We start from the raw sequence: 24,878 nt of genomic DNA, 5'->3' as shown, positions 1-24,878 counted from the left end.
GACGGGGGTGGGGCGGGGTGGGGAGGGCAGCGGGGTCAGGGAACCAGGTGGGAGCGGGTGAGGAAGCGGACGCCCTCGGGGGACTCCAGGGAGAAACCGCTGCCCCGGCCCGGGACGACGTCGACGGTGAGGCGGGTGTGCCGCCACAGGTCCCACTGCGACCGGGAGATCCAGAACTCGATCGGCTCGGGTACGCCGGGCACGACGAGTTCCGCGAGCCGGACGTCGGCGGCGCCGGTGCGGAACTCGCCGGCCGGGTAGCACATCGGAGCGCTGCCGTCGCAGCAGCCACCGGACTGGTGGAACATCAGCGGCCCGTGCTGCCGGCGCAGCGACCGGAGCAGACCCTCCGCCGCCGGGGTCAGCGACACCAGTGGTGACTCCGGCGGCGGTGCCGGGGGCGGGGCGGGGGCACCGGGAACGGCGTCGGGGGTGCCGTCCATCAGAAGAAGCCCAGCTTCTTGGGGGAGTAGCTGACCAGCAGGTTCTTGGTCTGCTGGTAGTGCTCCAGCATCATCTTGTGGTTCTCCCGGCCGATGCCGGACTGCTTGTACCCGCCGAACGCGGCGTGCGCCGGGTACGCGTGGTAGCAGTTCGTCCAGACCCGCCCGGCCTGGATCGCCCGCCCGGCCCGGTACGCGGTGTTCAGGTCCCGGGTCCAGACGCCGGCGCCGAGGCCGTACAGGGTGTCGTTTGCGATCTTGACGGCCTCGTCGAGGTCGGCGAAGGAGGTCACCGAGACCACCGGGCCGAAGATCTCCTCCTGGAAGATCCGCATCGAGTTGTCGCCCTCGAAGACGGTCGGCTCGACGTAGTACCCGCCGGAGAGTTCCCCGCCCAGGTCGGCGCGGGCGCCACCGGTGAGCACCCGGGCACCCTCCTGCCGGCCGATGTCCAGGTAGGAGAGGATCTTCTCCAACTGGTCGTTGGAGGCCTGCGCGCCGATCATCGTCTCGGTGTCCAGCGGGTGGCCCTGCCGGACCGCCCGCGTCCGCTCCACGGCGGCGGGCAGGAAGTCCGCGTAGTGGCCGCGCTGGATCAGCGCCCGGGACGGGCAGGTGCAGACCTCACCCTGGTTGAGGGCGAACATGGTGAAGCCCTCCAGCGCCTTGTCCAGGAAGTCGTCGGAGGCCGCGCTGACGTCGTCGAAGAAGAGGTTCGGGCTCTTGCCGCCCAACTCCAGGGTGACCGGCCGGATGTGCTCGCTGGCGTACTGCATGATCAGGCGGCCGGTGGTGGTCTCCCCGGTGAACGCCACCTTCGCCACCCGGGGCGAGGAGGCCAGCGGCTTGCCCGCCTCGACACCGAAGCCGTTGACCACGTTGACCACCCCGGGCGGCAGCAGGTCGGCCACCAGGGAGAGCCAGTAGTGGATCGACGCCGGAGTCTGCTCGGCCGGCTTGAGCACCACCGTGTTCCCGGCCGCCAGCGCCGGTGCCAGCTTCCAGGTCGCCATGAGCAGCGGGAAGTTCCACGGGATGATCTGCCCGACCACCCCGAGCGGCTCGTGGAAGTGGTACGCCACGGTGTCGTCGTCGAGCTCGCCCAGCGAACCCTCCTGGGCCCGGATCGCCCCGGCGAAGTACCGGAAGTGGTCGATCGCCAGCGGGATGTCGGCGGCCAGCGTCTCCCGTACCGGCTTGCCGTTCTCCCAGGTCTCGGCGACGGCCAGGTCCTCCAGGTGCTCCTGCATCCGGTCGGCGATCCGGTTGAGCAGCAGCGCCCGCTCGGCCACCGGGGTCCGCCCCCAGGCGTCGGCGGCACCGTGGGCCGCGTCGAGCGCCCGTTCGACGTCCTCGGCGGTGCCCCGGGCCACCTCGCAGAAGGTTTGACCGGTCACCGGGGTCGGGTTCTCGAAGTAGCGACCGCCGTGCGGCCGGACGTACTCGCCACCGATGAAGTGGTCGTAGCGGGACTGCCAGTGGGTGGGGGCGTCGTAGCGCGTCACGGGTACCTCCGCCGTCCGTCGGGCTGACGGGGGCGAGGCTAGTGACGTGGACGTTGCAGGAACGTTGCGTCCGGCAGCGCGTACTCCCGGGAGAGCTGGTGGGCGCGGGCGACCGCGAGGGGCCGGCGGGGCGCGCCCGGCGGCAACGACCGGGCCAGGGCCTGCCAGGCGGCCAGGTCGTCGGCGCCGGCGGGCGTCGCCGTCCAGGCCGCGAGCGGCGCCGGGTCGGCGGCGGCCAGCACCGCCGCCCGCACCTGCCCGTCGACCAGCCGGCGCAGCCGTGCCACTCCCGGCGCGTCCGAGGCGGGCAGCACCGATCCCGGGTACGCGGCCAGCGCCCCCGCCACGTCGCCCCGTTCCAGCAGGCCCGTGACGGTACGGAAGTCCGCCCGCAGCCGCCCGCGCAACCGGTACGGCCGCGAGTCGAGCAGCTCCGCGCCCAGCACCCGGCGCAACCGGGAGAGCTCGGCCCGCAGGGTCACCGGGTGCAGCCGGTCGTCGCCGTACAGGTCGATGCCGAGCTGCTCGCCGGTGCGCCCGTCGGGGTGCGCGGCGAGCAGGACCAGTACCTCGCTGTGCCGGCGGCCCAGCCGCAGCCGCCGCCCGCCCACCCGCAGCTCCGCCTCGTCGCGGCCCAACGCCGCCAGGTGCACGATGTCCGGGGCGACCGGGTCGACGCCGGCCAGGAACGCCTCCGCCGCGCGGGCCGTCGCCCGGACCAGGGCCAGGCTCTGCGGCGCGGCGAGATGGTCCCCGCCGGTGATGTCCACCGCGCCGAGCAACCGGCCGGTGGCCGGGTCGTGGATCGGGGCGGCGGCACAGGTCCAGCGCTGCACCGGCCGGCTGAAGTGCTCGGTGGCGAAGATCTGCACGCTGTGGTCCACCGCCAACGCGGTACCGGGGGCGTTGGTGCCGGCGTGCGTCTCGTCCCACCGGGCACCGGGCACGAAGTTCATCCGCTCCGCCTGCCGGAGCACCCCCGGATGCCCCTCCACCCAGAGCAGCCGCCCGGCCGCGTCGCAGACCGCCATCAGGTGCGCGCCGTCCTCGGCGATCCCGCCGAGCAGGTCCCGGAAGATTGGCAGGACCCGGGCGAGCGGGTGCCCGGCCCGGTACCCGGCCAGCGCGTCGTCGGTGAGGTCGACCGGGGCGGTGACCTCCGGGTCGAGCCGCGCGTCGGCGGACCGCCGCCACGACTCGGCGACCACCTCCCGGACCCCGGGCACGTCCCGCGCCGCGCGCGGGCGGCTGCCGCGCCGGCCCGGGTCGCCGCCGGTGCCGACGAACGCCTCGTGGGCGGCACCGACCCGGGCGATCCGCTCCGCCGGGTCGGCACCGAACTCCAGGGCGAGCCACGGGTCAGCCACCGGCGACCTCCTCCCGCCCCATCGTGACCCACCTCACCCCGGGAAAGGAAGGGCCCCCTGTTAACGCCTCCGGTAGAGGAAGGGGCCCCTGTTAACACCTCTGCGGGCACTCCACACCTCCGCCGGGCACTCCACACCTCTGCCGGGCACTAGGCTGCCGACGTGGAGCCACGCGCGTTCTTCGTCGCCGGCCGTCCGGTCCACGGCGAGGCGGAGCTGACCGTCCACCACCCGTACGACGGGCGCCCGGTCGGGCGTACCACGGTCGCCACGCCCGACCAGGTCGAGGCCGCCGTCGCGGCGGCGGCCGGGGTGGCCACGGAGGCCGCCGCCCTCCCCGCGCACGTCCGGGCCGCCGCACTGGACCACGTCTCGCGCCGGCTCGCCGAGCGGGCCGACGAGGTCGCGGACCTGATCACCGCCGAGAACGGCAAGCCCGTCCGGTGGGCCCGCGCCGAGGTCGGCCGGGCGGTCGCCACCTTCCGCTGGGGAGCCGAGGAGGCCCGCCGGTACTCCGGAGAGCTGCAACGCCTCGACACCGACCCGACCGGCGACGGCCGGGTGGCGTTGGTCCGACGGGTACCGCGCGGCCCCGTCCTGGGGATCACGCCGTTCAACTTCCCGCTCAACCTGGTCGCGCACAAGGTCGCCCCGGCCCTCGCCGTCGGCGCGCCGATCGTGGTCAAACCGGCCCCCGCCACCCCGCTCACCGCGCTGCTCCTCGGCGAGTTGCTCGCCGAGACCGACCTGCCGGTGGGGATGTTCTCGGTGCTGCCGCTGCCGAACGAGCGCGCCGCCGACCTGGTCACCGACCCACGGCTGCCGGTCGTGTCGTTCACCGGCTCCGGGCCGGTCGGCGCGGCCGTCCGCCGGGCCGCCGTCGAGAAGCACGTCACCCTGGAACTCGGCGGCAACGCCGCCGCCGTGATCTGCGCCGACTGGGCCGCCGACGAGGACCTCACCCACGCCGCCCACCGGATTGCCACCTTCGGTACGTACCAGGCCGGGCAGTCCTGCATCGCGGTGCAACGGGTCTACGTGCACGAATGGCTCTACGACGGGTTCCTGCCCCGGCTGGTCGCCGCCGTGCAGGAACTCCGTACCGGCGACCCGCGCGACGAGCGCACCGACGTCGGGCCGCTGATCTCCGTCGCCGCCGCGCAACGGGTCGAGTCCTGGGTCGACGAGGCCGTCGTCGCCGGGGCCACCATCGAGGTGGGCGGCCGGCGCTCCGGCGCCAACTACCCGCCGACCGTCCTCACCGGAGTGCCCGCCGACGCGAAGGTCAGCGCGGAGGAGGTCTTCGGGCCGGTCCTGGTGGTCGCCCGGGTCGTCGACGACGGGGCCGCGTTCGCCGCCGTCAACGACTCCGCGTACGGGTTGCAGGCCGGTGTCTTCACCCACCGGACCGACGTGGCCTTCACCGCCGCCCGGACCCTCCAGGTTGGCGGCGTGATCGTCGGCGACGTGCCCTCGTACCGCGCCGACCAGATGCCGTACGGCGGGGTCAAGGGCAGCGGCGCGGGCCGGGAGGGCGTCCGCAGCGCGATGGACGACTACACCGAACCCCGCGTCCTCGTCCTCGCCCTGTGACGGGCCGACCGGCTGCCTCGGCGGGTCACCAGGTGCCGTCGTCGCGTACCCGGGCCGGGGCCCGGCCGAGCAGGAGAGTGGTGAGCGCGGTGTCGACGTCCGGCCCGAGGAACCACTCCCCGGCCTGGTCGAGGGCGAAGATCCGACCGTACTCGTCGACGGCGAGGATGCTCTCCTGACGCTCCGAGCCGATCGGGAACAGCCGTACCCCGAGCACCCCAGCGAAGTCAGCCAGCGTGTCCGCAGTGTGCGCGATCGCATGTGGGCGGATGTCGAATCGAGAGATCCACACGTCCGCGCCCGCCCCGCGTCGGGCTCCGACCAGGGCTGGAAAAGCCTTGAGCGCCGTCATGGCCGCCGGGAAGACGTTGTGGGAATGGGCCGAACCCTGCACCGCCATCACGTCTCGGACCGCAGCCGCTGCCATGACCTCGTCACCAAAGTGTGGACGCCATCCTGCCGCCACCAATGAGTCCGCGACGGACGCTGGGAAGCGGCCCGGCTCCGGAACGCTCTGCGGCTCCGGACGCCATTCGCGGGTGAAGGCCAGGTCGGACCAGGGCAGGACGTTGAAGTGGACCAGGAAGTTGACGCACGAGTCGCAGGCGCGGTCAGCGAGGCCGCCGGCCGGGTCGCCCGGTTCGCGGATTCGGTGGCACTCGAAGCGGGCCGCCTCGAACAGTGCGCGGGCCTGGTCCATGGTCAGGGGCGGCTGCCCGTTGGCGGCACGCTGGTGGTCGTAGTAATGCAGGACGTCGGAGACGACGATCAGTTCCGCGTGCCGGTCGCCGCCCCGGGCGAGGTGTCCCGACGGAAGCTCGGCCAGGTAGGCGCGGACCAGCGGGTGGTGGTGGAGGTCGACGTCGCCCTTCGCACCGAACGCCATGTGCAGGTGGCCGTCCACGGTCAGGTGCGCGGCCGTGCCCGGGGTGGGTAGCCGCCGGATCTCGCGCAGGAGTTGGCTGGCCGGGTCCACGGTGCGCGGTGGCTGCGGCCCGGGTGGTCGGCTGCTGCGGTACATCTCTTCGACGACCTGCGTCGGCACCCGGGGCCAGGTCGACACCTGACCCGACTCCTTGTCCACGACGACCGTCGGCAGGTCGCCGGGGACCGCCCTGGCCTCGGCCCCCACGGCGGTGAAGATGACGTATCCCAGGTCGAACTCGCTGACCATCGGCGTGCACTCGTGCCCGAGGCGTCGGGAGTCCCGACGGGCCCACACCTCGGCCAACTGTTCGGCCTGTTGACGGTCGATCACGTGCTGAAGTTACCGGACCCCACAGATTTCGTGGCACCCGGTATGGTCTGCCCTACAGAAGGTGACGGGAGGGTGGCGTTGGCCGAGAGCGTGGACCGGGACGCCAATCGAGCACTCCGAGCCCGGTTCGACGAGGTGTACGGGGAGTATCGACAGCTCCGGTCCGGTCTGGACGACCTCCAGGCCAAGCTCGCGGAGCTGCGGGTGACGGAACGCTCCGAGGACGGGCAGGTCACCGCCACCGTCGGTGCCCGGGGTGAGGTGATCACCATCGAGCTCGACCAGGGCGTCTACCGGGACCGGGACGCCGCCGCCCTCGGCCGGAAGATCACCAGGACGGTGCAGCGGGCCGCCGCGAAGGCCGCGACCGCCACCCAGGATCTGGTGGCGGGCTACCTGCCGCCCGCCTCGGGCTCGATGGACTTCCTGCGTACCGGTGAGTTCGGGGCCCTGCTGCGGCGGGCCGACACCGCCGTCGAACGCGGGTTGGACCAGCATGGCTGACGGGCAGTTGTGGCTCGATCCGGGCCGGGCCCGGCGGGGCGGAAAAGATCTTTCCCTCGCCGGTGAGGCGATGGCCGCCCGTCGGCGGCAGATGGGCGGGCAGATCGCCGCGTCGAGCGCCCAGCGCCCCTGGGGCCGCGACGACATCGGTGCCGCCTTCGAGCAGCGGTACCGCAGCATCGAGGAGGTCGTGCTCCGGGCCTGGGAGGGCGTCGGCCAGCGGGTGGAAGGGCTCGGCGCCGACGTGGTCCGGTCGGTCGACGCGAACCTCCAGACAGACGCCGGGAACGCCGGACGGCTCGACCGCATCGCCGACCGACGTCACCTCGATCGCTGACCCTCGGAGGTTGCGCGCGTGACTCTGCTGCCGAGTCCGATCCCGCACCCTCTGGAGTTCTCCCCGTGGGAGCTGCCCGGTTGGGTCTACGAGGCCCTCAACTGGGTGGTGGGGGTGGAGTGGCCGGAGGGCGACGAACGCGCGGTCTGGGACCTCGCCGACCAGTGGTACGGGGTGGCCGCCGCCCTGGCCGGCCCGCGCGCCGACGCGGTCGCCGCCGTCACCGAGGTACGTGCCGGTTACGGCGGGACGGGGGCGGTCGCGCAGGCGTTCGACGCCGCCTGGCGACGGGTCGCCGACGGCGACGAGGCGCCGCTGCCGGTACTGCTGGCCATCAGCCAGGATCTGGGCCGGCTGGTGGAGGAGTGCGGCTGCGACATCGAGGGCGCCAAGATCGAGGTCTGGATCGAGCTGGCCATCCTGGTGACCGAGTTGGCGATTCTCGCCACCGTCACGGTGTTGACGGCGGGTGCCGCCTCGCCCGCCGCCGCACCGGTGATCGCGGCGACCCGGGTGATCGTCCAGCAGATCTTCCGGCGACTCGTCGCCCAACTTGCCCGCAAGACGCTCAAGCACGGGCTGAAGGAGGCCGGTGAGCGGGCGGCCAAGGAGACCGTCCAGGGCACGGCCCGGAGCCTGACCCGTAAGGCCGCGATCGGCGGGGCGGTCGAAGCTGCCGAGGAGAGCGGCATCACGCTCGCCACCCAGGCGTACCAGAACTCCACCGGCCGCCGGCAGGGCCTGGACGCGGCTGATCTCGGCGCGTCCGCAGTCGACGGGTTGGCCGGGGGCGCTGCCGCCCCGCTGGCCTTCCTGGGCAGGAACGCGACCGGCCGTGTCGCACGGATCGGCGAGCACGTCGGCCGGTCGATGACCGGCGAGGTGATCGCGGAGAACGCGGCCAGCCTGGCCACCGGCCAGGGCCCGACCTCCCTTGAGGATGCGGCGCGGGCTGCGGTGTCCGGGGCCCGAGGGTCAGCGACCGCGCAGACCGACGCCGCTCTTCAGGCCCGCCTCGACGGCAGACTGAGCGCCCTCGCTGGTGCCTCCTACGCCCCCGTGCAGCCCGGCACCCCACCGCCTCTCCCGCCGGAGGTCGCCGGCCCCGCCGCTGATGCCGGTCCTCCGGTGCCGGAGACCGGGTCGCACTCTCCCGCCGCTGTGGCTCGGCCCGAGACGCCCCACGCACTGGCCGAGGTCCACCAGCCCGGTGACCGAGGCGCCGCCCCAGCGGACAGTTCTGCTCCGGTCGCCCCGATCTCCAGCATTCGGGACGGCGTCGCCCAGACGAGCGTGGTGTCCGCGCCGGACCGGGTACCCGCGCCGACCGCCCCGCCCCTCGCGGCCGTGGAGGCCACCGTCGTACCTCCGCTGGCGGATCCGGTCGCCCGCCCGCCGGTCGATCCGTTACCCACGGTCGCCCTGTCGGCTGTCGAACCGACCACCATCCTCTCGCCGTCCGACGACGGGCCGGGCAGCCCTGGCGGTACCCAGCCGCAGACGGACCAGCCCAGGCCCGCACTGCCCGGCACCGACCCGACGGTTGCCGCCCCTAGGCAGGGGGAGACGGCACCACCCTCCGTCGATCCGACACTGTCGGCGGTGGTGACGGAACCCTCGGCCGCCCCGGCCGCGTTCACACCGGCTACCGGCCCGGTCGACGCCGGCACCGGCACCACGGGTGGCTCGACGAGCAACCCCAACCCGACGTCGGGCCCCACCTCCGGTGTGACGTCGCCGGTGAGCAGCACGATCACCGCCCCGACGAGCACCGGGCCCGCCCCCGGTGGCGCCGACGCGGGCCGGTTGGCGGGTGCTGGTGCCCAGCGACCGGAACCGCCGTCGCCCGCCACGTACCGCTCGGTGATGCAGGCGTTGAACCCCGGGATGCCCCTGACCCCGCCGACGGACCCAACTCGCCAGCCAGAGCCGGGTGACTGGGAGCACCTGAGGCCCCGTACACCCGAGTGGTACGCCGCAAAGTGGGCAGCCGAGCGGGAAGGTCTCGACCGCCGTCGCTACCAGGGCTATTTCGAAGCCCAACGCGCCTGGTTCGAGGAGAACCAGCGAACGGACGAGGCAACGCGGCTTCGGAGCCTGGCGGAGGACCACGATCGGCGTGCCCGTGAGTACTCCGCGCACGCATTGACCTTGCGCCGCGCCGGGCAGGCCCGTCAGGCCAGAGCCTGGGATGAGGCTGCGGAGGACGAGTTTCGGGACAGTCTGCGTTGTCTGGACCTGGCACAGGCTGTGTCAGCCGGGACGGTCGTACCCGACATGGTCAGCATTGATGACGAGGCGGACTTCCGGCGGATCAACGACGATGTGGCCGACCTCGCTCCGGGCGCGGTGGATACCGGCGACCGGTCAGCGCTGACCGGGGACGGACATCCGCCGACCATCGACCGGTCCCGCCGGTACGGGGTGCGGGGCGGGCTGCGTCCGCCGCTGGCGTTGCACCAGACGGACCTGGAACGGCAGATGCCCCGGGACGCCGAGGGGCAGGTGGTCCGGACCGCCGATCCCCGTCAGGGCGGCTGGTTCCGACTCGCCAACGACGGCGGTCCCCGGGCCGACCCGACGCGGGGCATCAACTGCATCGACTGCACCCTGTCGTTTTTCGAGACGTGGGTCCACGGTCGTCCACGGGTGGCGGCGCCCCGCACCTTCGACGCGTACGCCGAGGGGGACATCAGGGCCCCGCTCGGCGGAGAGGAAGGCGGTACGGGGCGGATCGAAGACGTCACCGGCGGCCGTTTCCAGCGGTTGTGCACGCCGCCGGACGCCGGCCCGGCGGCGGTGGCGTACACCGTCGATCTTTCCTACCGCAACCTGCACGACCAGTTGCGGCTCGGCGGGCACGGCAGCCTGGCTTTCGTCGTCCACGAGTGGGAGGGCGGCGGCTCGCACATCTGGGTCGCGGTCAACCAGAACGGCACCATCCTCTATCTGGACCCGCAGACCAACCTGGTCGCCGACCGTCCGCTGTACGGGCATGCCGGCTTCCCGCACGCGCAGAACGTCACCGGGCTGGACGTCCTGGTGCTCGGTCCGGACGGTCGTCCCATGCCGATGGGCGGGTTGCAGCGGGGCCGTTACAGCGACCGGCCGGACCTGCCGGAATACCCGCCGGCCCCGGACCACCGGGGGTACGGCGAGCCGTATATCAACCGGTTGCACCTGCTCGACGGGCCGGGCTCGGCGATACCTGCCCCCCGTCCCGGCGACTCGCCCGCGCGTGGCGCTTCAGAGTCGCAACCCACCGGCGGGAAACCCGATCCGGGCCGGTCATCCCTGCGCGACCTGGTTCTCGCTGCTGCCGACCTCGATGCCCTTCGCGTCCCGACGGTGAACCCGGCCCACCTGGCAGCCGAACTGGACGCACCGACGTTGCGTCGACTCGTACCGCACCTCGACGAGCAGGACGCGCAGAACGCGGCACGGCTGTTCGCGGATGCACGAGTCCGACAGATGCTGGCCGACGTCACGCAGTCGCCGCCGAAGGAGCATCCGCAGTTGGCCGCGACGCTGGTGGCGCAACTGGCGCGCCAGCCCGATCTGGTACGCATCATTCTCGGCACCCCCGAACTGGCGGTCTCCCTGACCGCAAGACCGGTCACGCTGCACAACCTTGCCAAGCATCAGCAGGCGATCGACGCCCTCACCGAAGTGCTCGACGACATCGAGACCGGGCGGCACGAGGAACTGGCGGCAGACGACGGTGAGGGTTTTTCGCCGCCCCCACTGACGGCGAGTCAGCGTGCGATCAGTGCCAGCGTCGGATCTGCCGAATTCATCTACCAGCCAGGCTTCGACTTCCGCCGGCGCGAGGATTCCGACTACGTGGCGGACTATCTCAGCGGGCTCTATGTAGCTGCGGCCGAGGCCCAACATGACCTGAACCGGCTCGCTGTCGAGCTCGCGGACCTGAAAGGTGACCGAGTCGGCGTACCGGGGTGGCGGTCGGTGCCGAAGCTGCGAACCAGGGCCGAGGACAAGGTGGTCCGCTATGAGGGCGACGCTTCCCGCCTTTGGGATCTGGCGGCAGCTAAGGTGGAGTTCCGTCGACTCGACCATCTTTATCAGGCGCTCGGGCGGCTACGCGACCATCCTCAGATCGAGATCGTCAGCTTCGAGGATCGCTTTCTTTCCCCGCAGAAGAGCGGATATCGCGATCTGCAATTGGTGCTGAGAATGCCAAATGGTCATCTAGGCGAATTTCGACTACACTTGGCGCAGATTGACGAGGTGGCCGTCTGGGAGCATGCTCTCTTCGAGGTGCGGAGAGACCTGGAGGCGTTGGCTCGGCGAGATGGTCGGCAGTTGACGCACAGAGAGAATCTGATCATGGACGGCGTCCGCCGATACCAGCGTAAGTGCTTCGAGGATGCCCTGCGGTCCGCGTGCGAAGGGGGTCCGTAGTGTCTCATCCGGCCAACGGATTCGTGCCGTCCTATTACCTCTACTACGGCTGTCCGATCAAGATCGTGGCCACTCCCGACGGTGGAGCTCGGTTGTGGCGGCTGTCGGCGAACGACGGGGCGTGGCGGGAGGAGAACGACCTTATGGTGGACGTCGTCTTCGCCGTTGGCGGCGAAGTGTTTTCACTCGACGTCGACCGATTCGTTCAGGAGGTCGAGCGCTACCGTGCGCGTTATCTCTCGGGTGACGGGCCGATTTTCGCGCTCTACGAGACGGTGGATGCGATCGTCGCCGCCGAGGAGCGGGAACGGCGACGGCTGACCCCGACCGAGCGGGCCATGGTGCACGGCATTCGTCGTAAGACGTTCGTCATGTTCGAGGAGGAGCTGCAGCGGGCCGGTCATCCCGGGGCTGATCCCACCCTGGCGCGGCAGCCGTGAAACCCGCGACTCGACGATGAGGAGACCCGGGAGGACGCGGGGCGGTGGGGGTGCCCACCCGCCTGACCGGTACGTCCCTTTCCCGGTGGTCGTCGGAGGTAACGCCGCCCACATGCGCAGCGCTGCGCGAACAGCGGGTTCTCGGCCCCGGTAGTAGCCTGACCGGCGGCCCACCCCGGGCGGACACGGTGAGGTGATCATGTCGGTACGTCGGCACGTGGCGCGACTCGTGACGACCAGCGCGGTGCTGGGCGGCCTGCTGACCGTCGGCGCCGCACCGGCGGTCGCCGACGAGGACTCGGTCCGGGTCCGGTCGACCAACAGTTTTTCCGCCGGTGGCTCGCCGGGTGCGGTGACGGTTGAGGTCCGCAAGCGGAGCGAGGGCTGCGTGCGGGTGCGGACCGTGCTGGGGTTGCGCCTCGACGGCCTGCGTGCCGACCAGGTGCGGGTGGAGGTCGACGCGGGCGGACGCTGGGCCCCGGTGGGGGTCTCCGGCGGCGGTGGCGCGGTCGGCACCCCGGCGGTCGATCCGGCCCGTCCCCTGCTCTGCGAGGGCAAGGGCGTCCGGGTGCGGTACCGGCTCTCGTTCGAGGCCGGGACGCCGGCCGGCCGGCTGGCGGTGATCGCCCAGGTGACCACCGGGCAGGGCGGGTCGTTCGGGCAGGAGGCGACCGTCGCGCGGGTGGGCGGGCGGCTCGCCGGTTCACCCACGCCGGCGCGGACGCCGTCGCGCAGCCCGAGCCCGAGTCCGAGCGTGACGCCCAGCCCGACCGAGGCCGCCACGACCGAGGCCGCGCCGGTCGTCCCGGCGCAGCCCACCATGGCCGCCGTCGCCGCCGAGCAGCGGGCCGCCGCGGCCCCGTCCGGGCTCGGGTCGCCGATTTTGTACTTCGGCGTCGCCATGGTGGTGCTCGGGCTCGGGCTGATTCTGCTGCTCATCCGCCGCTCCCGCGCCGACCGGAAGTCGACTGGGGCCGCCGGGGACCATCCGGTGCTGCCGCCGGACGGGGCGGCGATCCCGCAGCCCCGGAACCCGGGCGGCACCACCTACCGCTCCGGCGGGCAGCCGCCGGCGGGCAGCGGCCCGGTGGCCCCCGCCGGGGGGTACGCCCGTCCGCCCGCGCCGCCGCCCGGTGGCCTGTACGGCTCGCCGGCCCCCCGGCCCGCCGGCAACGTGTACGGGGCTTCCCCCGGTGCCGCCGGCCCGTCGGCCCCCACCGGTGACGCGCGCCCCGCCGGCCCGGCCGGTGGCGCCCCGGGCACGGGTACGCCGGTGCCGCCGGGCCAGCCCGGTGGGGCGCACGACGCGGCGGCGGGGACGTCGGGTGCGCCCCGCCCGGAGGGGCCTCCGACGCCGCGTGCCGACCCGGCTACCCGGTACCCAGAACCCCCGGAGGGCGGCGATTCGACCAGGATCATGCCCCGGCTGCCCGACTGACCCGGGTGACGTGGGATCGCTCCGATACGCTCAGCTTCGTTGACGACCTGCAGACGAGGAGCGGTACCGGTGAGTGATCTGTCCCAGATCGTGAAGGCGTACGACGTCCGTGGGACGGTGCCGGACCAGTGGGACGAGCGGGCCGCCGAGGCGCTCGGCGCAGCCCTCGCCCACCTGCTCGACACCACCGGTGAGCCCGGTGAGGCGGTGCTGGTCGCGCACGACATGCGGGCCACCGGCCCCGGGCTGGCGGCGGCCTTCGCCCGGGGGGTGCAGGCGGCCGGGCGTTCGGTCATCGAGATCGGTCTGGCCTCCACCGACATGCTCTACTACGCCTCCGGCTCGCTCGGCCTGCCCGGCGCGATGTTCACCGCGAGTCACAATCCGGCGCAGTACAACGGCATCAAGATGTGCCGCTCCGGCGCGCGCCCGATCGGGCAGGACAGCGGCCTGGCCGAGATCCGCGACCGCGCCCAGGCCCTGCTGGACGGCACGGTCGCCCGCCCGACCGGCCAGCCGCCCCGGCCGGCGCAGCGCCGCGACGTCCTCCCCGAGTACGCCGCGCACCTGCGCAAACTGGTCGACCTGAGCACCGTCCGGCCGCTCAAGGTGGTCGTCGACGCGGGCAACGGCATGGGCGGGTACACGGTGCCGAGCGTGCTCGGCGACGCCGCGCTGCCGGCCCTGCCGCTGGAGATCGTCCCGCTCTACTTCGAGTTGGACGGCACCTTCCCCAACCACGAGGCCAACCCGCTGGACCCGGCGAACCTGGTCGACCTGCAGGAGGCGGTCCGCGCGCACGGCGCCGACCTGGGGCTGGCCTTCGACGGGGACGCGGACCGCTGCTTCGTGGTGGACGAGCACGGGGAGCCGGTCTCGCCGTCGGCGATCACCGCCCTGGTCGCGACCCGGGAGCTGGCCAAGCACCCCGGCTCCACGGTGATCCACAACCTGATCTGCTCCGGCGCGGTGCCGGAGATCATCCGGGAGCACGGCGGCGAGCCGCTGGTGGCCCGGGTCGGGCACTCCTTCATCAAGGCGGAGATGGCCCGGACCAACGCGGTCTTCGGCGGCGAGCACTCCGCGCACTACTACTTCCGCGACTTCTGGTTCGCCGACACCGGCATGCTGGCCGCGATGCACACCCTCGCCGTCCTCGGTGGGCAGGCGCTGCCGCTCTCCGACCTGGCCGCGGAGTACGAGCGGTACGTCGCCTCGGGCGAGATCAACTCGACGGTACGCGACCAGGCCGCGAAGGTCGCCGAGGTGCGCGCGGCGTACCCGGAGGCGAGCGTCGACGAGCTCGACGGGCTCACCCTGCGCTTCCCCGACGGGGCCTGGTTCAACCTGCGCGCGTCGAACACCGAGCCGTTGCTGCGGCTCAACGTCGAGGCCCCCTCGCGGGAGCGGATGATCTCGCTCCGGGACGAGGTGCTCGACCGGGTACGTCGATAAGATCCCTGCGCCGGTCGGCACCGCCGGCCGGTAGACCACTCCCGTGGAAGGAGCCGCGCCGTGGCCCTGGACCCGCAGTTGCTCGAGATCCTCGCCTGTCCGGACACACACCACGCGCCGTTGGACTACGACGCCCAGGCACAGACGTTGACCTGCACCGAGTGCGGCCGGATCTTCGAGGTCCGCGACGACGTGCCGGTGCTGCTGCTGGACGAGGCGCGGGGCGGGCCGCGGTCGTGATCGAGGGTACGGCGGGGGTCAGCGGGCACCGCGACCCCGACGAGGCACTGCTCGACAACCCGGACGTCCTGGCCGAGCACGACCCGGGCGGGATGCTGCGGCACACCGCCTCGGCGGGCGCGCAGGTGCGCGAGTCGGCGGCGCTCACCGCCGAGGCGAACCTCTCGGTCCTCGCCGAGGAGGGGCGGCCCCGGGCGGTGGTCATCGCCGGGATCGGCACCGCCGGGCGTACCGGTGACGTGCTGGCCACGGTGGCCGGGCCCCGCTGCCCGGTCCCGGTGATCCCGCACCGCAGCTCCGGGGTGCCCGGCTGGGTCGGCGCGGCGGACGTGGTGATCGCGGTCAGCGCCTCCGGCCGCAGCCCCGAGGCGCTCGCGGCGGCCGAGGCGGCCCACCGGCGGGGTGCGCGGCTGGTGGCCGTCGGCGCCCCCGACTCGCAGTTGCAGTCGGTCGCCGAGCGGGCGCGTGCCCCGTTCATCCCGGTGCCCCGGCGGGCCCCGGCGCGGGCCAGCCTCTGGGCGCTCACCGTCCCGGTGCTGCTCGCCGCCCGTACCCTCGGGTTGGTCAAGGTCAACGAGGCGGACCTGGCGGAGACCGCGGCCCGGCTGGACGCGGACGCCGACCGCAGCCGCCCCACCGCCGAGTCCTTCGTCAACCCGGCCAAGTCCCTCGCGCTGGGGCTGGCCGGCTCGGTGCCGATCGTCTGGGGCTCGTCGCCGCTGGCCACCGTGGCGGCCCGCCGGTTCGGCGACACGCTGTCGGCCAACGCCCGGTACCCGGTGGTCACCGGGGCCCTCGGCGAGGCCGGCCGGGGCCGGGTGGGCCTGCTGGACGGGGTCTTCGGCGGGCTGGTCGAGTCGGCGCGGGACATCTTCGCCGACCCGGACGACACCGACGACCGGGGTACCCGGCTGCGGCTGGTGCTGCTGCGCGACGGCGGCCTGAACCCGGAGGACGACGCCGACGAGCCGCTGGCCGTCGAGGAGCGCCGGGCCGACGCGGTGCAGACCCTGGCCGAGCGGCGGGGGGTGCGCTGCGACGTGGTGACCGCCGAGGGCGGGTCCGCGCTGGAGCGGCTCGCCTCGCTGGTCGCGGTGCCGGACTTCGCCTCGGTCTACCTCGCGCTGGCGCACGGGCTGGATCCGATGGCGGTGCCCGCCGTCAGCGAGATGAAGGAGTTGGCCAACCCGTGAGCACCGGCGGCACCGGGCCAGGGCGGGCGTGAGCGCGTCCGGCGGCACCCGGGCGGTCGTGGCGGCGCTGCTGGCGAACGTCGGCATCGCGGTCACGAAGTTCGTCGCGTTCCTGCTGACCGGCTCCTCGTCGATGCTCGCCGAGTCGATCCACTCGGTGGCCGACTCCGGCAACCAGGGCCTGCTGCTGCTCGGGGGTCGCCGCGCGCGGCGCGCGGCGACCCCGCGACACCCCTTCGGGTACGGCCGGGAGCGGTACGTCTACGCGTTCCTCGTGTCGATCGTGCTGTTCAGCCTCGGCGGGCTCTTCGCCCTCTACGAGGCGTACCACAAGTGGTCGCACCCGGAGGCGATCACCGCCTGGCACTGGGTGCCGGTCGCCGTCCTGGTGGTGGCGATCGCGATGGAGTCGGGGTCGTTCCGGACCGCCGTCCACGAGTCGAACCTGATCCGGGGCGGCCAGTCCTGGGCGCGGTTCGTCCGCCGGGCCAAGGCCCCGGAGCTGCCGGTGGTGCTGCTGGAGGACTTCGGCGCCCTGGTTGGGCTGGTCTTCGCCCTGTTCGGGGTCGGGATGACGCTGGCCACCGGCGACGGCCGGTGGGACGCGGCCGGCACCGCGATGATCGGCGTGCTGCTCGTGGTGATCGCGGTGGTGCTCGCCGTGGAGACCAAGAGCCTGCTGCTCGGCGAGGGTGCCGAGGCGCAGGACGTGGCCGCCATCGAGCAGGCGGTCACCGCCGGCCCGGAGGTGGAGCGGATCATCCACATGAAGACGCTCTACCTCGGCCCGGACGAGCTGATGGTGGCGGCGAAGGTCGGGGTGTCGGCCTGCGAGACCGCCGCGGACGTGGCCCGGGGGATCGACGCCGTGGAGGCGCGGATCAGGGCCGCCGTGCCGATCGCCCGGGTGATCTACCTGGAGCCGGACATCTACTCCCCGGCGGGGACGCGGGGCGCCCCCGGCACCCCGGGGCGGGGTCCGGTGGAGGATGCGGAGCGCTGAGCATGGAGTTGTTGTACGGGCCGATCCGGGACTACGCGTGGGGCTCCCGGGCCGCGATCGCCCGGTTGCAGGGGCGGTGCGTGCCCAGCCCCGGGCCGGAGGCGGAGTGGTGGCTAGGCGCGCACCCGGGCGCCCCGGCGGAGGTGGCCCGGGACGGGGGCCGGGTCAGCCTGGCCGACCTGCTCGCGGCCGAGCCGGGGCGGTGGCTGGGCGCGGCGGTGGTCGACCGCTTCGGCCCCCGGCTGCCGTTCCTGCTCAAGGTGCTGGCCGCGGAGGCGCCGCTGAGCCTGCAGGCGCACCCGGACGCGGAGCAGGCGCGGGCCGGGTACGCCGCCGACGCCGGGCGGCCCGCCGGGCAGCGCAACTACGTCGACCCGTACCACAAGCCGGAGCTGCTGGTCGCGCTCTCGCCGTTCGAGGCGCTCTGCGGCTTCCGGGACCCGAAGGTGTCGGCCGAGGCGCTGGCCGCGTTCGGCGTGCCGGCGCTGGAGCCGGTCGTCGCCGCGCTCGCCGCCGGGCCGGACGGGCTGCGCACGGCGGTGCACACGCTGCTGACCTGGCCGGCGGGGGAGCGGGCCGACCTGGTGGCGACGGTGCTGGCGGCCGGGGCGGGCGGGCCGGACGCCGACCTGGCCCGGGAGCTGGCCGCCGGCTATCCGGGCGATCCGGGGGTGCTGGTGGCGCTGCTGCTCAACCACGTCCGGCTGGCGCCCGGTGAGGCGATCTGGATGCCGGCCGGCAACCTGCACGCCTACCTGCGCGGCTGCGGGGTGGAGATCATGGCGGCCAGCGACAACGTGCTCCGGGGCGGGTTGACCCCGAAGCGGGTGGACGTCGACGAACTGCTGCGGGTGCTGCGCTTCGAGGTGCTCGACGACCCGCTGGTGGTCGCCCGGGAGGCCGGGCCGGGCGTGGTGACCTGGCCGGTGCCGGTGCCGGACTTCGTGCTGCACCGGGTCGCGGTGACCGCCGGGGTGACGCCGGTCCGGCTGACCGTGGCCGGCCCCCGGGTGGTGCTCTGCGCCACCGGGGAGGTGACCGTCGACGACGGGACCGGGCCGGTGACGCTGCGCTCCGGGCAGGCGGCGGTGGGGCCGGCGGCGGGTGGCCCGGTGGTGCTCACCGGCGACGGCGAGGCGTACGTCGCCACGGTCGGGGTGGGGTAAATCCGGCACTTCCGGCACAACACGCCTTTCCGAAATTCCCGGAATAGGTTGACGCGGTGACCGCCTGGTGTGACGCTGTGAATGCGCAGCGTTGTCGCGACGATGGTCCGAGAGCGCGCGGGAACCAAACCGGGGGGATGCACGGGGCGGCCGGCTGGTGGACGGGGACGACCCGTCCGGGGCCGACCGCCCCGTGCGCTGTCCGCCGCCCGCGTAAGGTGGAGGGTCGGGCAGGACATCGTTCGACAGGAGCTTTCATGACCAGCACCCTCCCGGCCGCCACCCCTGGCGCGCCGACCGAGGTACGGCCGAAGACCCTCGCCGAGGGCGACTACCGGGTGGCGGATCTGTCGCTCGCCGAGTTCGGACGCAAGGAGATTCAGCTCGCCGAGCACGAGATGCCCGGTCTGATGGCGATCCGGCGGGAGTTCGCCGACGCCCAGCCGCTGGCGGGTGCCCGGGTCACCGGTTCGCTGCACATGACCATCCAGACCGCCGTGCTGATCGAGACGCTGGTCGCGCTCGGTGCGCAGGTGCGCTGGGCGTCGTGCAACATCTTCTCCACCCAGGACCACGCCGCCGCCGCGATCGTGGTCGGCCCGACCGGCACCGTGGAGGCGCCGGCCGGCGTCCCGGTGTACGCCTGGAAGGGCGAGAGCCTCCAGGAGTACTGGTGGTGCACCGAGCAGGTGCTCTCCTGGCCGGACGGGCAGGGCCCGAACATGATCCTCGACGACGGCGGCGACGCCACCCTGCTCGTCCACAAGGGTGCCGAGTTCGAGCAGGCCGGGGCCGTCCCGCCGGTCGAGTCCGCCGACTCCGAGGAGTACGCGGTCGTCCTCGAACTGCTGCACCGCACGATCGCCGAGGACGGCCAGCGGTGGACCCGGATCGCCGCCGGCATCAAGGGCGTGACCGAGGAGACCACCACCGGCGTGCACCGGCTCTACGAGATGCACCGCAACGGCACGCTGCTCTTCCCGGCCATCAACGTCAACGACTCGGTGACCAAGAGCAAGTTCGACAACAAGTACGGCTGCCGGCACTCGCTCATCGACGGCATCAACCGGGCCACCGACACCCTGATCGGCGGCAAGATGGCCGTCGTGCTCGGCTACGGCGACGTGGGCAAGGGCTGCGCCGAGTCGCTGCGCGGCCAGGGCGCCCGGGTCGTGGTGACCGAGGTCGACCCGATCTGCGCCCTCCAGGCGGCGATGGACGGCTACCAGGTCGCCACCCTGGACGACGTGGTCGAGCAGGCCGACATCTTCATCACCGCGACCGGCTGCTTCGACGTCATCACCAACGAGCACATGGCCCGGATGAAGCACCAGGCCATCGTCGGCAACATCGGCCACTTCGACAACGAGATCGACATGGCCGGCCTGGCGAAGCGCTCCGACGTGCGGCGGGAGAACATCAAGCCGCAGGTCGACCTCTGGCGGTTCGACGACGGGCACGCCATCATCGTGCTCTCCGAGGGACGCCTGCTGAACCTGGGCAACGCCACCGGCCACCCGAGCTTCGTCATGTCGAACTCGTTCGCCAACCAGACGATCGCCCAGATCGAGCTGTTCACCAAGACCGACCAGTACCCGATCGGCGTCTACGTGCTGCCCAAGCAGCTCGACGAGAAGGTCGCCCGGCTGCACCTGGACGCCCTCGGCGCCAAGCTCAGCACGCTGAGCCCGGAGCAGGCGGCGTACCTGGGCATCGCGCCCGAGGGGCCGTTCAAGCCCGAGCACTACCGCTACTGACCGCCGGTCGCGGGCCCGCCCGCGACCGTACCGACCACGCCCGCAGGGGCCCGGCCGCGCCGCGGCCGGGCCCCTGCGCCGTCGGGCGGGTCAGGCCCCGGGGCGGCGTCGACCGGGGCGCACCCAGGTCCAGACGCACCAGGCCAGCCACCCCAGCGAGACCACGGTGGCCAGCACCCGCAGCCGCAACGCGCTGAGCAGCAGCACCACCGCGAGCACCGTCAGCCAGGGCAGGAACGCCTTCAGATTCGCCATTGTCCCGCCTCTCTGCCGATGGGGCGTGCCGGATCCTGCCACAGTCGGCCGCCCGCCGGGAGGCCGCGCGGCCGGGGTGGGGGCGGTGCGCCGCGCCCGGAGCGCGTACCGTATCCGCCCAACACGCCTCACCCGGGGCGTGGCGGCGCGGGTCGGGTGTCGCCGGACGGCCGAGCGCAGTACCGTGCCGGGTGACGCAATCACTTCGACGTGAACAGGGATGGGACCATAAACCCCATGAGAGCCCGGGTACTGGTGGTTGACGACGACCCCGCGCTCGCCGAGATGCTCGGCATCGTGTTGCGCAGCGAGGGGTTCCTGCCCTCCTTCGTCGCCGACGGGGAACGGGCACTGGCCGCGTTCCGGGACAACCGGCCGGACATCGTCCTGCTGGACCTGATGTTGCCCGGAATGAGCGGTATCGACGTGGCCCGCGCGATCCGGGGCGAGTCGGGCGTGCCCATCGTCATGCTGACGGCCAAGAGCGACACCGTCGACGTGGTCCTCGGCCTGGAGTCCGGCGCCGACGACTACGTGGTCAAGCCGTTCAAGCCGAAGGAGCTGGTCGCCCGGATGCGGGCCCGGCTGCGCCGGGGCGAGGACGTCGCCCCGGAACTGCTGACCATCGGCCCGTCCGGCAACCAGATCACCATCGACGTGCCGGCGCACACGGTCAGCCGCAACGGCGAGGAGGTGAAACTGACGCCGCTGGAGTTCGACCTGCTGGTCGCGCTCGCCCGCAAGCCGCGTCAGGTGTTCACCCGGGAGGTGCTGCTGGAGCAGGTCTGGGGCTACCGGCACGCCGCCGACACCCGGCTGGTCAACGTGCACGTGCAGCGGCTCCGGGCCAAGATCGAGCCGGATCCGGAGCGCCCGGAAATCATCCTCACCGTGCGGGGCGTGGGCTACAAGGCGGGTACGGGATAACCTTGGTCGCACTGTGACCACCTCCCCGGCCGTCACCGGGCCCTCCCCGTCCTCCCCCCGCCGGCGTGGCGCCGTGCGGGAGTTGTGGCACGGCCTCAGCGGGCGCTTCGCCCACCTGGCCGGCCGGGTGCACCGGACCTGGCGGCGGTCGTTGCAGGTCCGGGTGGTCACCATCACGCTCGTGGTCTCCAGCCTGCTCGTCGGCGGGTTCGCGTACCTGATCGCCGACAAGATCACCAGCATCCTGCTGGAGAACGCCAAGACCGACGTCCTGCTCCGGTTGCAGAACGGCCGGGAGTACTCCGCCAAGCAGCTCAGCTTCTACAGCACCCCGCAGGAGGCGCAGCTCCAGGAGACCATCGAGGGCACGGTCAACTACCTGGCCGGCGGGGACCCGCAGCAGACCAACGGGGTGGTGGTCGCGCTCACCGCCGACCGCTACACCGGCATCATCGAGCCGCGCAGCTCCTCCGACGTGGCGTACCGGCCGCTGATCAGCAAGGAGCTGCGCGACGCGGTCGCCGACGGCAACGTCGCCCACCAGATCCGCACCGGCCGGCTCACCGACCAGCGCAGCAAGTACCTGGTCTACGGCTCGCCGGTGCCGACCAAGTTCGGTCAGCTGGAGCTCTACTACCTCGTCCCGCTGGACCGGCAGGACGCCACCGCCGCCGACGCCCGGGCGACCGTGGTCGCCACCGGGGTCGCCCTGGTGCTCCTGCTCGGCCTGCTCGCCGCCCTGGTCACCCGGCTGGTGGTGAGTCCGGTCCGGGTGGCCGCCCGGACCGCCCAACGGCTCTCCGCCGGCCTGCTCGACCAGCGGATGGTGGTCAACGGCGAGGACGACCTGGCGCTGCTCGCCGCCTCGTTCAACCAGATGGCGACCAACCTCCAGCGGCAGATCCTGCGCCTGGAGGAGATGTCCCGGTTGCAACGGCGGTTCACCTCGGACGTCTCCCACGAGCTGCGGACCCCGCTGACCACGGTCCGGATGGCCGCCGACCTGATCTTCGCCGAGCGCGACGAGTTCGACCCGGCGGTGGCCCGCAGCGCCGAACTGCTCCAGGCCGAGCTGGACCGGTTCGAGGAGTTGCTCACCGACCTGCTGGAGATCAGCCGCTTCGACGCCGGCTTCGCGATGCTGGACGCCGAGCCGACCGACCTGGTCCCGATGGTGCACCGGGTGGCCGACCGGCTGGCCGGCCTGGCCGAGAGGGCCGGGGTGACCATCGAGCTGGACCTGCCGAGCACCCCGGTCATCGCCGAGGTCGACCCGCGCCGGGTCGACCGGGTGCTGCGCAACCTGGTCGGCAACGCCGTCGAGCACGGGGAGGGCCGGCCGGTGCTGATCACCCTGGGCATCGACCAGACCACGGTGGCGATCACCGTCCGGGACCACGGCGTGGGGCTCAAGCCGGGTGAGGAGAAGCTGGTCTTCAACCGGTTCTGGCGGGCCGACCCCTCCCGGGCCCGGCAGACCGGCGGGACGGGCCTGGGGCTGTCGATCAGCGTGGAGGACGCCCGGCTGCACGGCGGCTGGCTGGAGGCGTGGGGCGCTCCCGGCCAGGGCGCCCAGTTCCGGCTCACCCTGCCGGCGCGGGCCGGCGACCGGCTCACCACCTCGCCGCTGCGGCTGGTGCCCGCCGACGCCACGCTCCCGTTCGGTGGGTCCCGCGACGGCGGCGGCCCCCTGGCGATCGGCCCGGGTCCGGACGGCGCGCTGGCGATCGGCCCGGCGCCCGTCGACCGCGCCGAGGTGTCGTCGTGATCGCGCGGGTCGGGCGGGCGGTGGCCGTGCTGCTCGTCGGGACGCTGCTGGTGACCGGGCCGTCCGGCTGCGGTATCCCGAACGAGTCCGAGGTCCAGGTGGACGAGCGCGGTCCGTCGGTGGTGGCCGGCTCGTCGAGCCTGCGCAGCGCGGAGCCACCGAACCGGACCGCCGCCGGCACCGACCCGGACGCCTTCGTCCGGAACTTCCTCTCCGCCGCGGCCGGCGAGCCGGACCGGGCGTACCAGCGGGTCAAGCAGTTCATCGACCCGATGGAGCGGGACCGCCTCCAGGAGAAGCAGGGCAGTGAGATCGGCCTGACCGTGGTGCGCCTGCGGGACGAGCCGGTGATCACCGCGGACGTGGAGAGCACCAAGGTCCGGCTCGTGGTCCAGCAGATCGGCCTGCTGCGCGCCAACGGCACGCTGGTGCCGCCGGTGGCGACCGAGACCGAGTACCGCTTCGAACTGAACACCGGGGAGCGGGAGGAGAGCAACGGGCTGTACGTCCGGAACCCGCCGAACGTGCTGCTGCTCAGCGACTCCGCGCTGCGCGAGTTCTACCAGGCCGAGGCGATCTACTTCTGGAACTCGGCGCGGACCCGGCTGGTGCCCGACCAGCGGTACCTTCCGCTCTCCGTGCCCGCCGAGCGACGGGTGACCGACGTGGTGCGGTGGCTGACCGCCGGCCCGTCGGACTGGCTCGGCCCCGGGGTGAGCCGGCTGCCCGACGGCACCAACCTGATCAACAACGCCACCGAGTCGGACGGCCGGTGGGAGGTCAACCTGGAGATGCCGGGCGAGAACGACCAGCGCCTGGACCAGCTCGCCACCCAGTTGGCCTGGTCGTTGCCGGAGTTGCAGGGCTCGCTGGAGCTGAAGAGCCGCAACCAGAGCCGCCGGGTGATCGACAGCCTCCGCGAGCACCGCATCGCCAACCCGGCCTACCCGATCAGCGACAGCCCGCAGCGGTTCTGCGTCTACGAGGGGACGATCCAGCCGCTCGCCTTCGCCGGTGAACCCAGCGGCACGGTGCCGGTGGTGACCACCGCCAGCCAGCAGGTGCTGTCGGCGGCGCTGGCCCGCGCCGGGAACCGGGTCCTCGCCGCCGTGGCGCTCGCCGGCAGCGACGGCCGCCAGCGGCTCGGCGTCGGCAGCGGCCCCGACCCGGTCCGGATCGCCGCCACCGGCGTCCCGTTCGACACCGTCGGGCGGCCGGCCTGGCTGCGCTCGGCCGAGCCGCACCGGCCGTACGGGCTGGTGGTGGCGGACGGCGGGCTGTACCGCTTCGGGGCCGACGCGCAGATGGAGCCGGTGCCGCTGCTCAACGCCGAGGGGCCGGTGACGGCGGTGGCCGCCGCCCTGGACGGGCACCGGGTCGCGGTGATCGCCGGTGGCGCGCTCTACGTGGCCGCGGTCAACCTGGACGGCGGGCAGGTCGGGCTGGGCCCGGCCCGGCGGGTGGCGGTCTCGTTGACCGACCTGTCGGCGGTCGACTGGTCGGGGGAGAACACGCTGGTCGTGGCGGGGTCGGGTGGTCGGCCGGCGGTGCACCAGACCAGCGTCGACGGGGCCCTGGAGACGCCGCTCAACAGCGACGTCGGCGCCCGGGTGACCCACCTCGCGGCGTACCCGGTCAACCCGGTCGTCTCCATCTCCATCGGCACCCTGATGTACGAGGCGAACGGGGTGGCCTACCGCAGCAACCCGTACGAGCGGATCAAGCAGGAGCAGGTGCTGCTCACCCCGCAGCCGGGCACCGGGCGGCAGGGCAACCCGACCGCGCCGTTCTTCTTCCACTGACCGTC

At 73.1% G+C, this 24,878-nt stretch carries 20 protein-coding genes; 15 read left to right on the top strand and 5 right to left on the bottom strand.

From position 1 onward, the window contains the following. Positions 1–35: 35 nt before the first annotated feature. From ACQUFX_RS19535 to ACQUFX_RS19525, 3 genes are read right to left on the bottom strand one after another with little or no spacing between them, the layout of a single operon-like run. Positions 36–443, bottom strand: a complete 408-nt coding sequence (locus ACQUFX_RS19535) for a DUF779 domain-containing protein (RefSeq protein ID WP_428961801.1) — start codon at positions 441–443, stop codon at positions 36–38. Next, on the bottom strand, positions 443–1,948 hold the full coding sequence (adh, locus tag ACQUFX_RS19530; protein ID WP_428961800.1) for an aldehyde dehydrogenase: 1,506 nt from the start codon (positions 1,946–1,948) through the stop codon (positions 443–445). The genes ACQUFX_RS19535 and adh overlap by 1 nt, the downstream gene beginning before the upstream one ends. A 38-nt stretch (positions 1,949–1,986) precedes the next feature. Next, positions 1,987–3,315, bottom strand: a complete 1,329-nt coding sequence (locus ACQUFX_RS19525; RefSeq protein WP_428961799.1) for a sigma-54-dependent transcriptional regulator family protein — start codon at positions 3,313–3,315, stop codon at positions 1,987–1,989. Between the two features lie 162 nt (positions 3,316–3,477). Here ACQUFX_RS19525 and ACQUFX_RS19520 point away from each other — a divergent pair, with 162 nt between their 5' ends. Next, positions 3,478–4,908, top strand: a complete 1,431-nt coding sequence (locus ACQUFX_RS19520; protein ID WP_428961798.1) for an aldehyde dehydrogenase family protein — start codon at positions 3,478–3,480, stop codon at positions 4,906–4,908. Between the two features lie 25 nt (positions 4,909–4,933). On the opposite strand, the gene ACQUFX_RS19515 is transcribed toward ACQUFX_RS19520, so the two are convergent. Continuing rightward, positions 4,934–6,166 carry an SUKH-3 domain-containing protein gene (locus ACQUFX_RS19515; RefSeq protein WP_428961797.1) on the bottom strand — a complete coding sequence of 411 codons (1,233 nt, stop codon included), beginning with the start codon at positions 6,164–6,166 and terminating at the stop codon, positions 4,934–4,936. Between the two features lie 72 nt (positions 6,167–6,238). Here ACQUFX_RS19515 and ACQUFX_RS19510 point away from each other — a divergent pair, with 72 nt between their 5' ends. From ACQUFX_RS19510 to ahcY, 11 genes are all read left to right on the top strand, one after another. After that, complete coding sequence (locus tag ACQUFX_RS19510) at positions 6,239–6,670, top strand: YbaB/EbfC family nucleoid-associated protein (protein WP_428961796.1); 432 nt, start codon at positions 6,239–6,241, stop codon at positions 6,668–6,670. Further along, complete coding sequence (locus ACQUFX_RS19505; protein ID WP_428961795.1) at positions 6,663–7,007, top strand: hypothetical protein; 345 nt, start codon at positions 6,663–6,665, stop codon at positions 7,005–7,007. Before ACQUFX_RS19510 ends, ACQUFX_RS19505 begins: the two co-directional genes overlap by 8 nt. 18 nt (positions 7,008–7,025) lie before the next feature. Continuing rightward, on the top strand, positions 7,026–11,429 hold the full coding sequence (locus ACQUFX_RS19500) for a toxin glutamine deamidase domain-containing protein (RefSeq protein ID WP_428961794.1): 4,404 nt from the start codon (positions 7,026–7,028) through the stop codon (positions 11,427–11,429). Next, positions 11,429–11,869, top strand: a complete 441-nt coding sequence (locus ACQUFX_RS19495; RefSeq protein WP_428961793.1) for a hypothetical protein — start codon at positions 11,429–11,431, stop codon at positions 11,867–11,869. The genes ACQUFX_RS19500 and ACQUFX_RS19495 overlap by 1 nt, the downstream gene beginning before the upstream one ends. A gap of 199 nt (positions 11,870–12,068) precedes the next feature. Then, positions 12,069–13,307, top strand: a complete 1,239-nt coding sequence (locus ACQUFX_RS19490) for a hypothetical protein (protein WP_428961792.1) — start codon at positions 12,069–12,071, stop codon at positions 13,305–13,307. A gap of 69 nt (positions 13,308–13,376) precedes the next feature. Beyond that, on the top strand, positions 13,377–14,762 hold the full coding sequence (locus ACQUFX_RS19485) for a phosphomannomutase/phosphoglucomutase (RefSeq protein WP_428961791.1): 1,386 nt from the start codon (positions 13,377–13,379) through the stop codon (positions 14,760–14,762). Between the two features lie 60 nt (positions 14,763–14,822). After that, entirely contained in the window at positions 14,823–15,002 is a 180-nt protein-coding gene (locus tag ACQUFX_RS19480; protein WP_067370753.1) for a Trm112 family protein, read from the top strand. Continuing rightward, on the top strand, positions 14,999–16,195 hold the full coding sequence (locus ACQUFX_RS19475) for an SIS domain-containing protein (RefSeq protein WP_428961790.1): 1,197 nt from the start codon (positions 14,999–15,001) through the stop codon (positions 16,193–16,195). The genes ACQUFX_RS19480 and ACQUFX_RS19475 overlap by 4 nt, the downstream gene beginning before the upstream one ends. Positions 16,196–16,223: 28 nt before the next feature. Beyond that, positions 16,224–17,198 (top strand): cation diffusion facilitator family transporter, encoded by a 975-nt coding sequence (locus tag ACQUFX_RS19470; protein WP_428961789.1) that lies wholly within the window; start codon positions 16,224–16,226, stop codon positions 17,196–17,198. Between the two features lie 2 nt (positions 17,199–17,200). Beyond that, positions 17,201–18,364: a mannose-6-phosphate isomerase, class I gene (manA, locus tag ACQUFX_RS19465; RefSeq protein ID WP_428961788.1), complete on the top strand. Its 1,164-nt coding sequence runs from the start codon at positions 17,201–17,203 to the stop codon at positions 18,362–18,364. A gap of 257 nt (positions 18,365–18,621) precedes the next feature. Continuing rightward, positions 18,622–20,121, top strand: a complete 1,500-nt coding sequence (gene ahcY / locus ACQUFX_RS19460; protein ID WP_067370759.1) for an adenosylhomocysteinase — start codon at positions 18,622–18,624, stop codon at positions 20,119–20,121. 90 nt (positions 20,122–20,211) lie between these two features. On the opposite strand, the gene ACQUFX_RS19455 is transcribed toward ahcY, so the two are convergent. Continuing rightward, entirely contained in the window at positions 20,212–20,376 is a 165-nt protein-coding gene (locus tag ACQUFX_RS19455; protein WP_428961787.1) for a hypothetical protein, read from the bottom strand. 237 nt (positions 20,377–20,613) lie between these two features. Here ACQUFX_RS19455 and mtrA point away from each other — a divergent pair, with 237 nt between their 5' ends. From mtrA to ACQUFX_RS19440, 3 genes are read left to right on the top strand one after another with little or no spacing between them, the layout of a single operon-like run. Further along, a complete protein-coding gene (mtrA, locus tag ACQUFX_RS19450; protein WP_067370760.1) occupies positions 20,614–21,303 on the top strand; it encodes an MtrAB system response regulator MtrA in 690 nt (229 codons plus the stop codon). 13 nt (positions 21,304–21,316) lie between these two features. Then, positions 21,317–23,071, top strand: a complete 1,755-nt coding sequence (mtrB, locus tag ACQUFX_RS19445) for an MtrAB system histidine kinase MtrB (protein ID WP_428961786.1) — start codon at positions 21,317–21,319, stop codon at positions 23,069–23,071. After that, the gene (locus tag ACQUFX_RS19440; RefSeq protein ID WP_428961785.1) at positions 23,068–24,873 is read left to right on the top strand and encodes an LpqB family beta-propeller domain-containing protein; all 1,806 of its coding nucleotides are present in this window, start codon (positions 23,068–23,070) and stop codon (positions 24,871–24,873) included. Before mtrB ends, ACQUFX_RS19440 begins: the two co-directional genes overlap by 4 nt. The last annotated feature ends 5 nt before the right edge of the window (positions 24,874–24,878 follow it).

The organism is Micromonospora fluostatini (assembly GCF_050410825.1).
GTDB lineage: Bacteria > Actinomycetota > Actinomycetes > Mycobacteriales > Micromonosporaceae > Micromonospora > Micromonospora rosaria.
The sequence above is the reverse complement of the archived record's forward strand: the minus strand, read 5'-3'. Positions and strand labels throughout refer to the sequence as shown.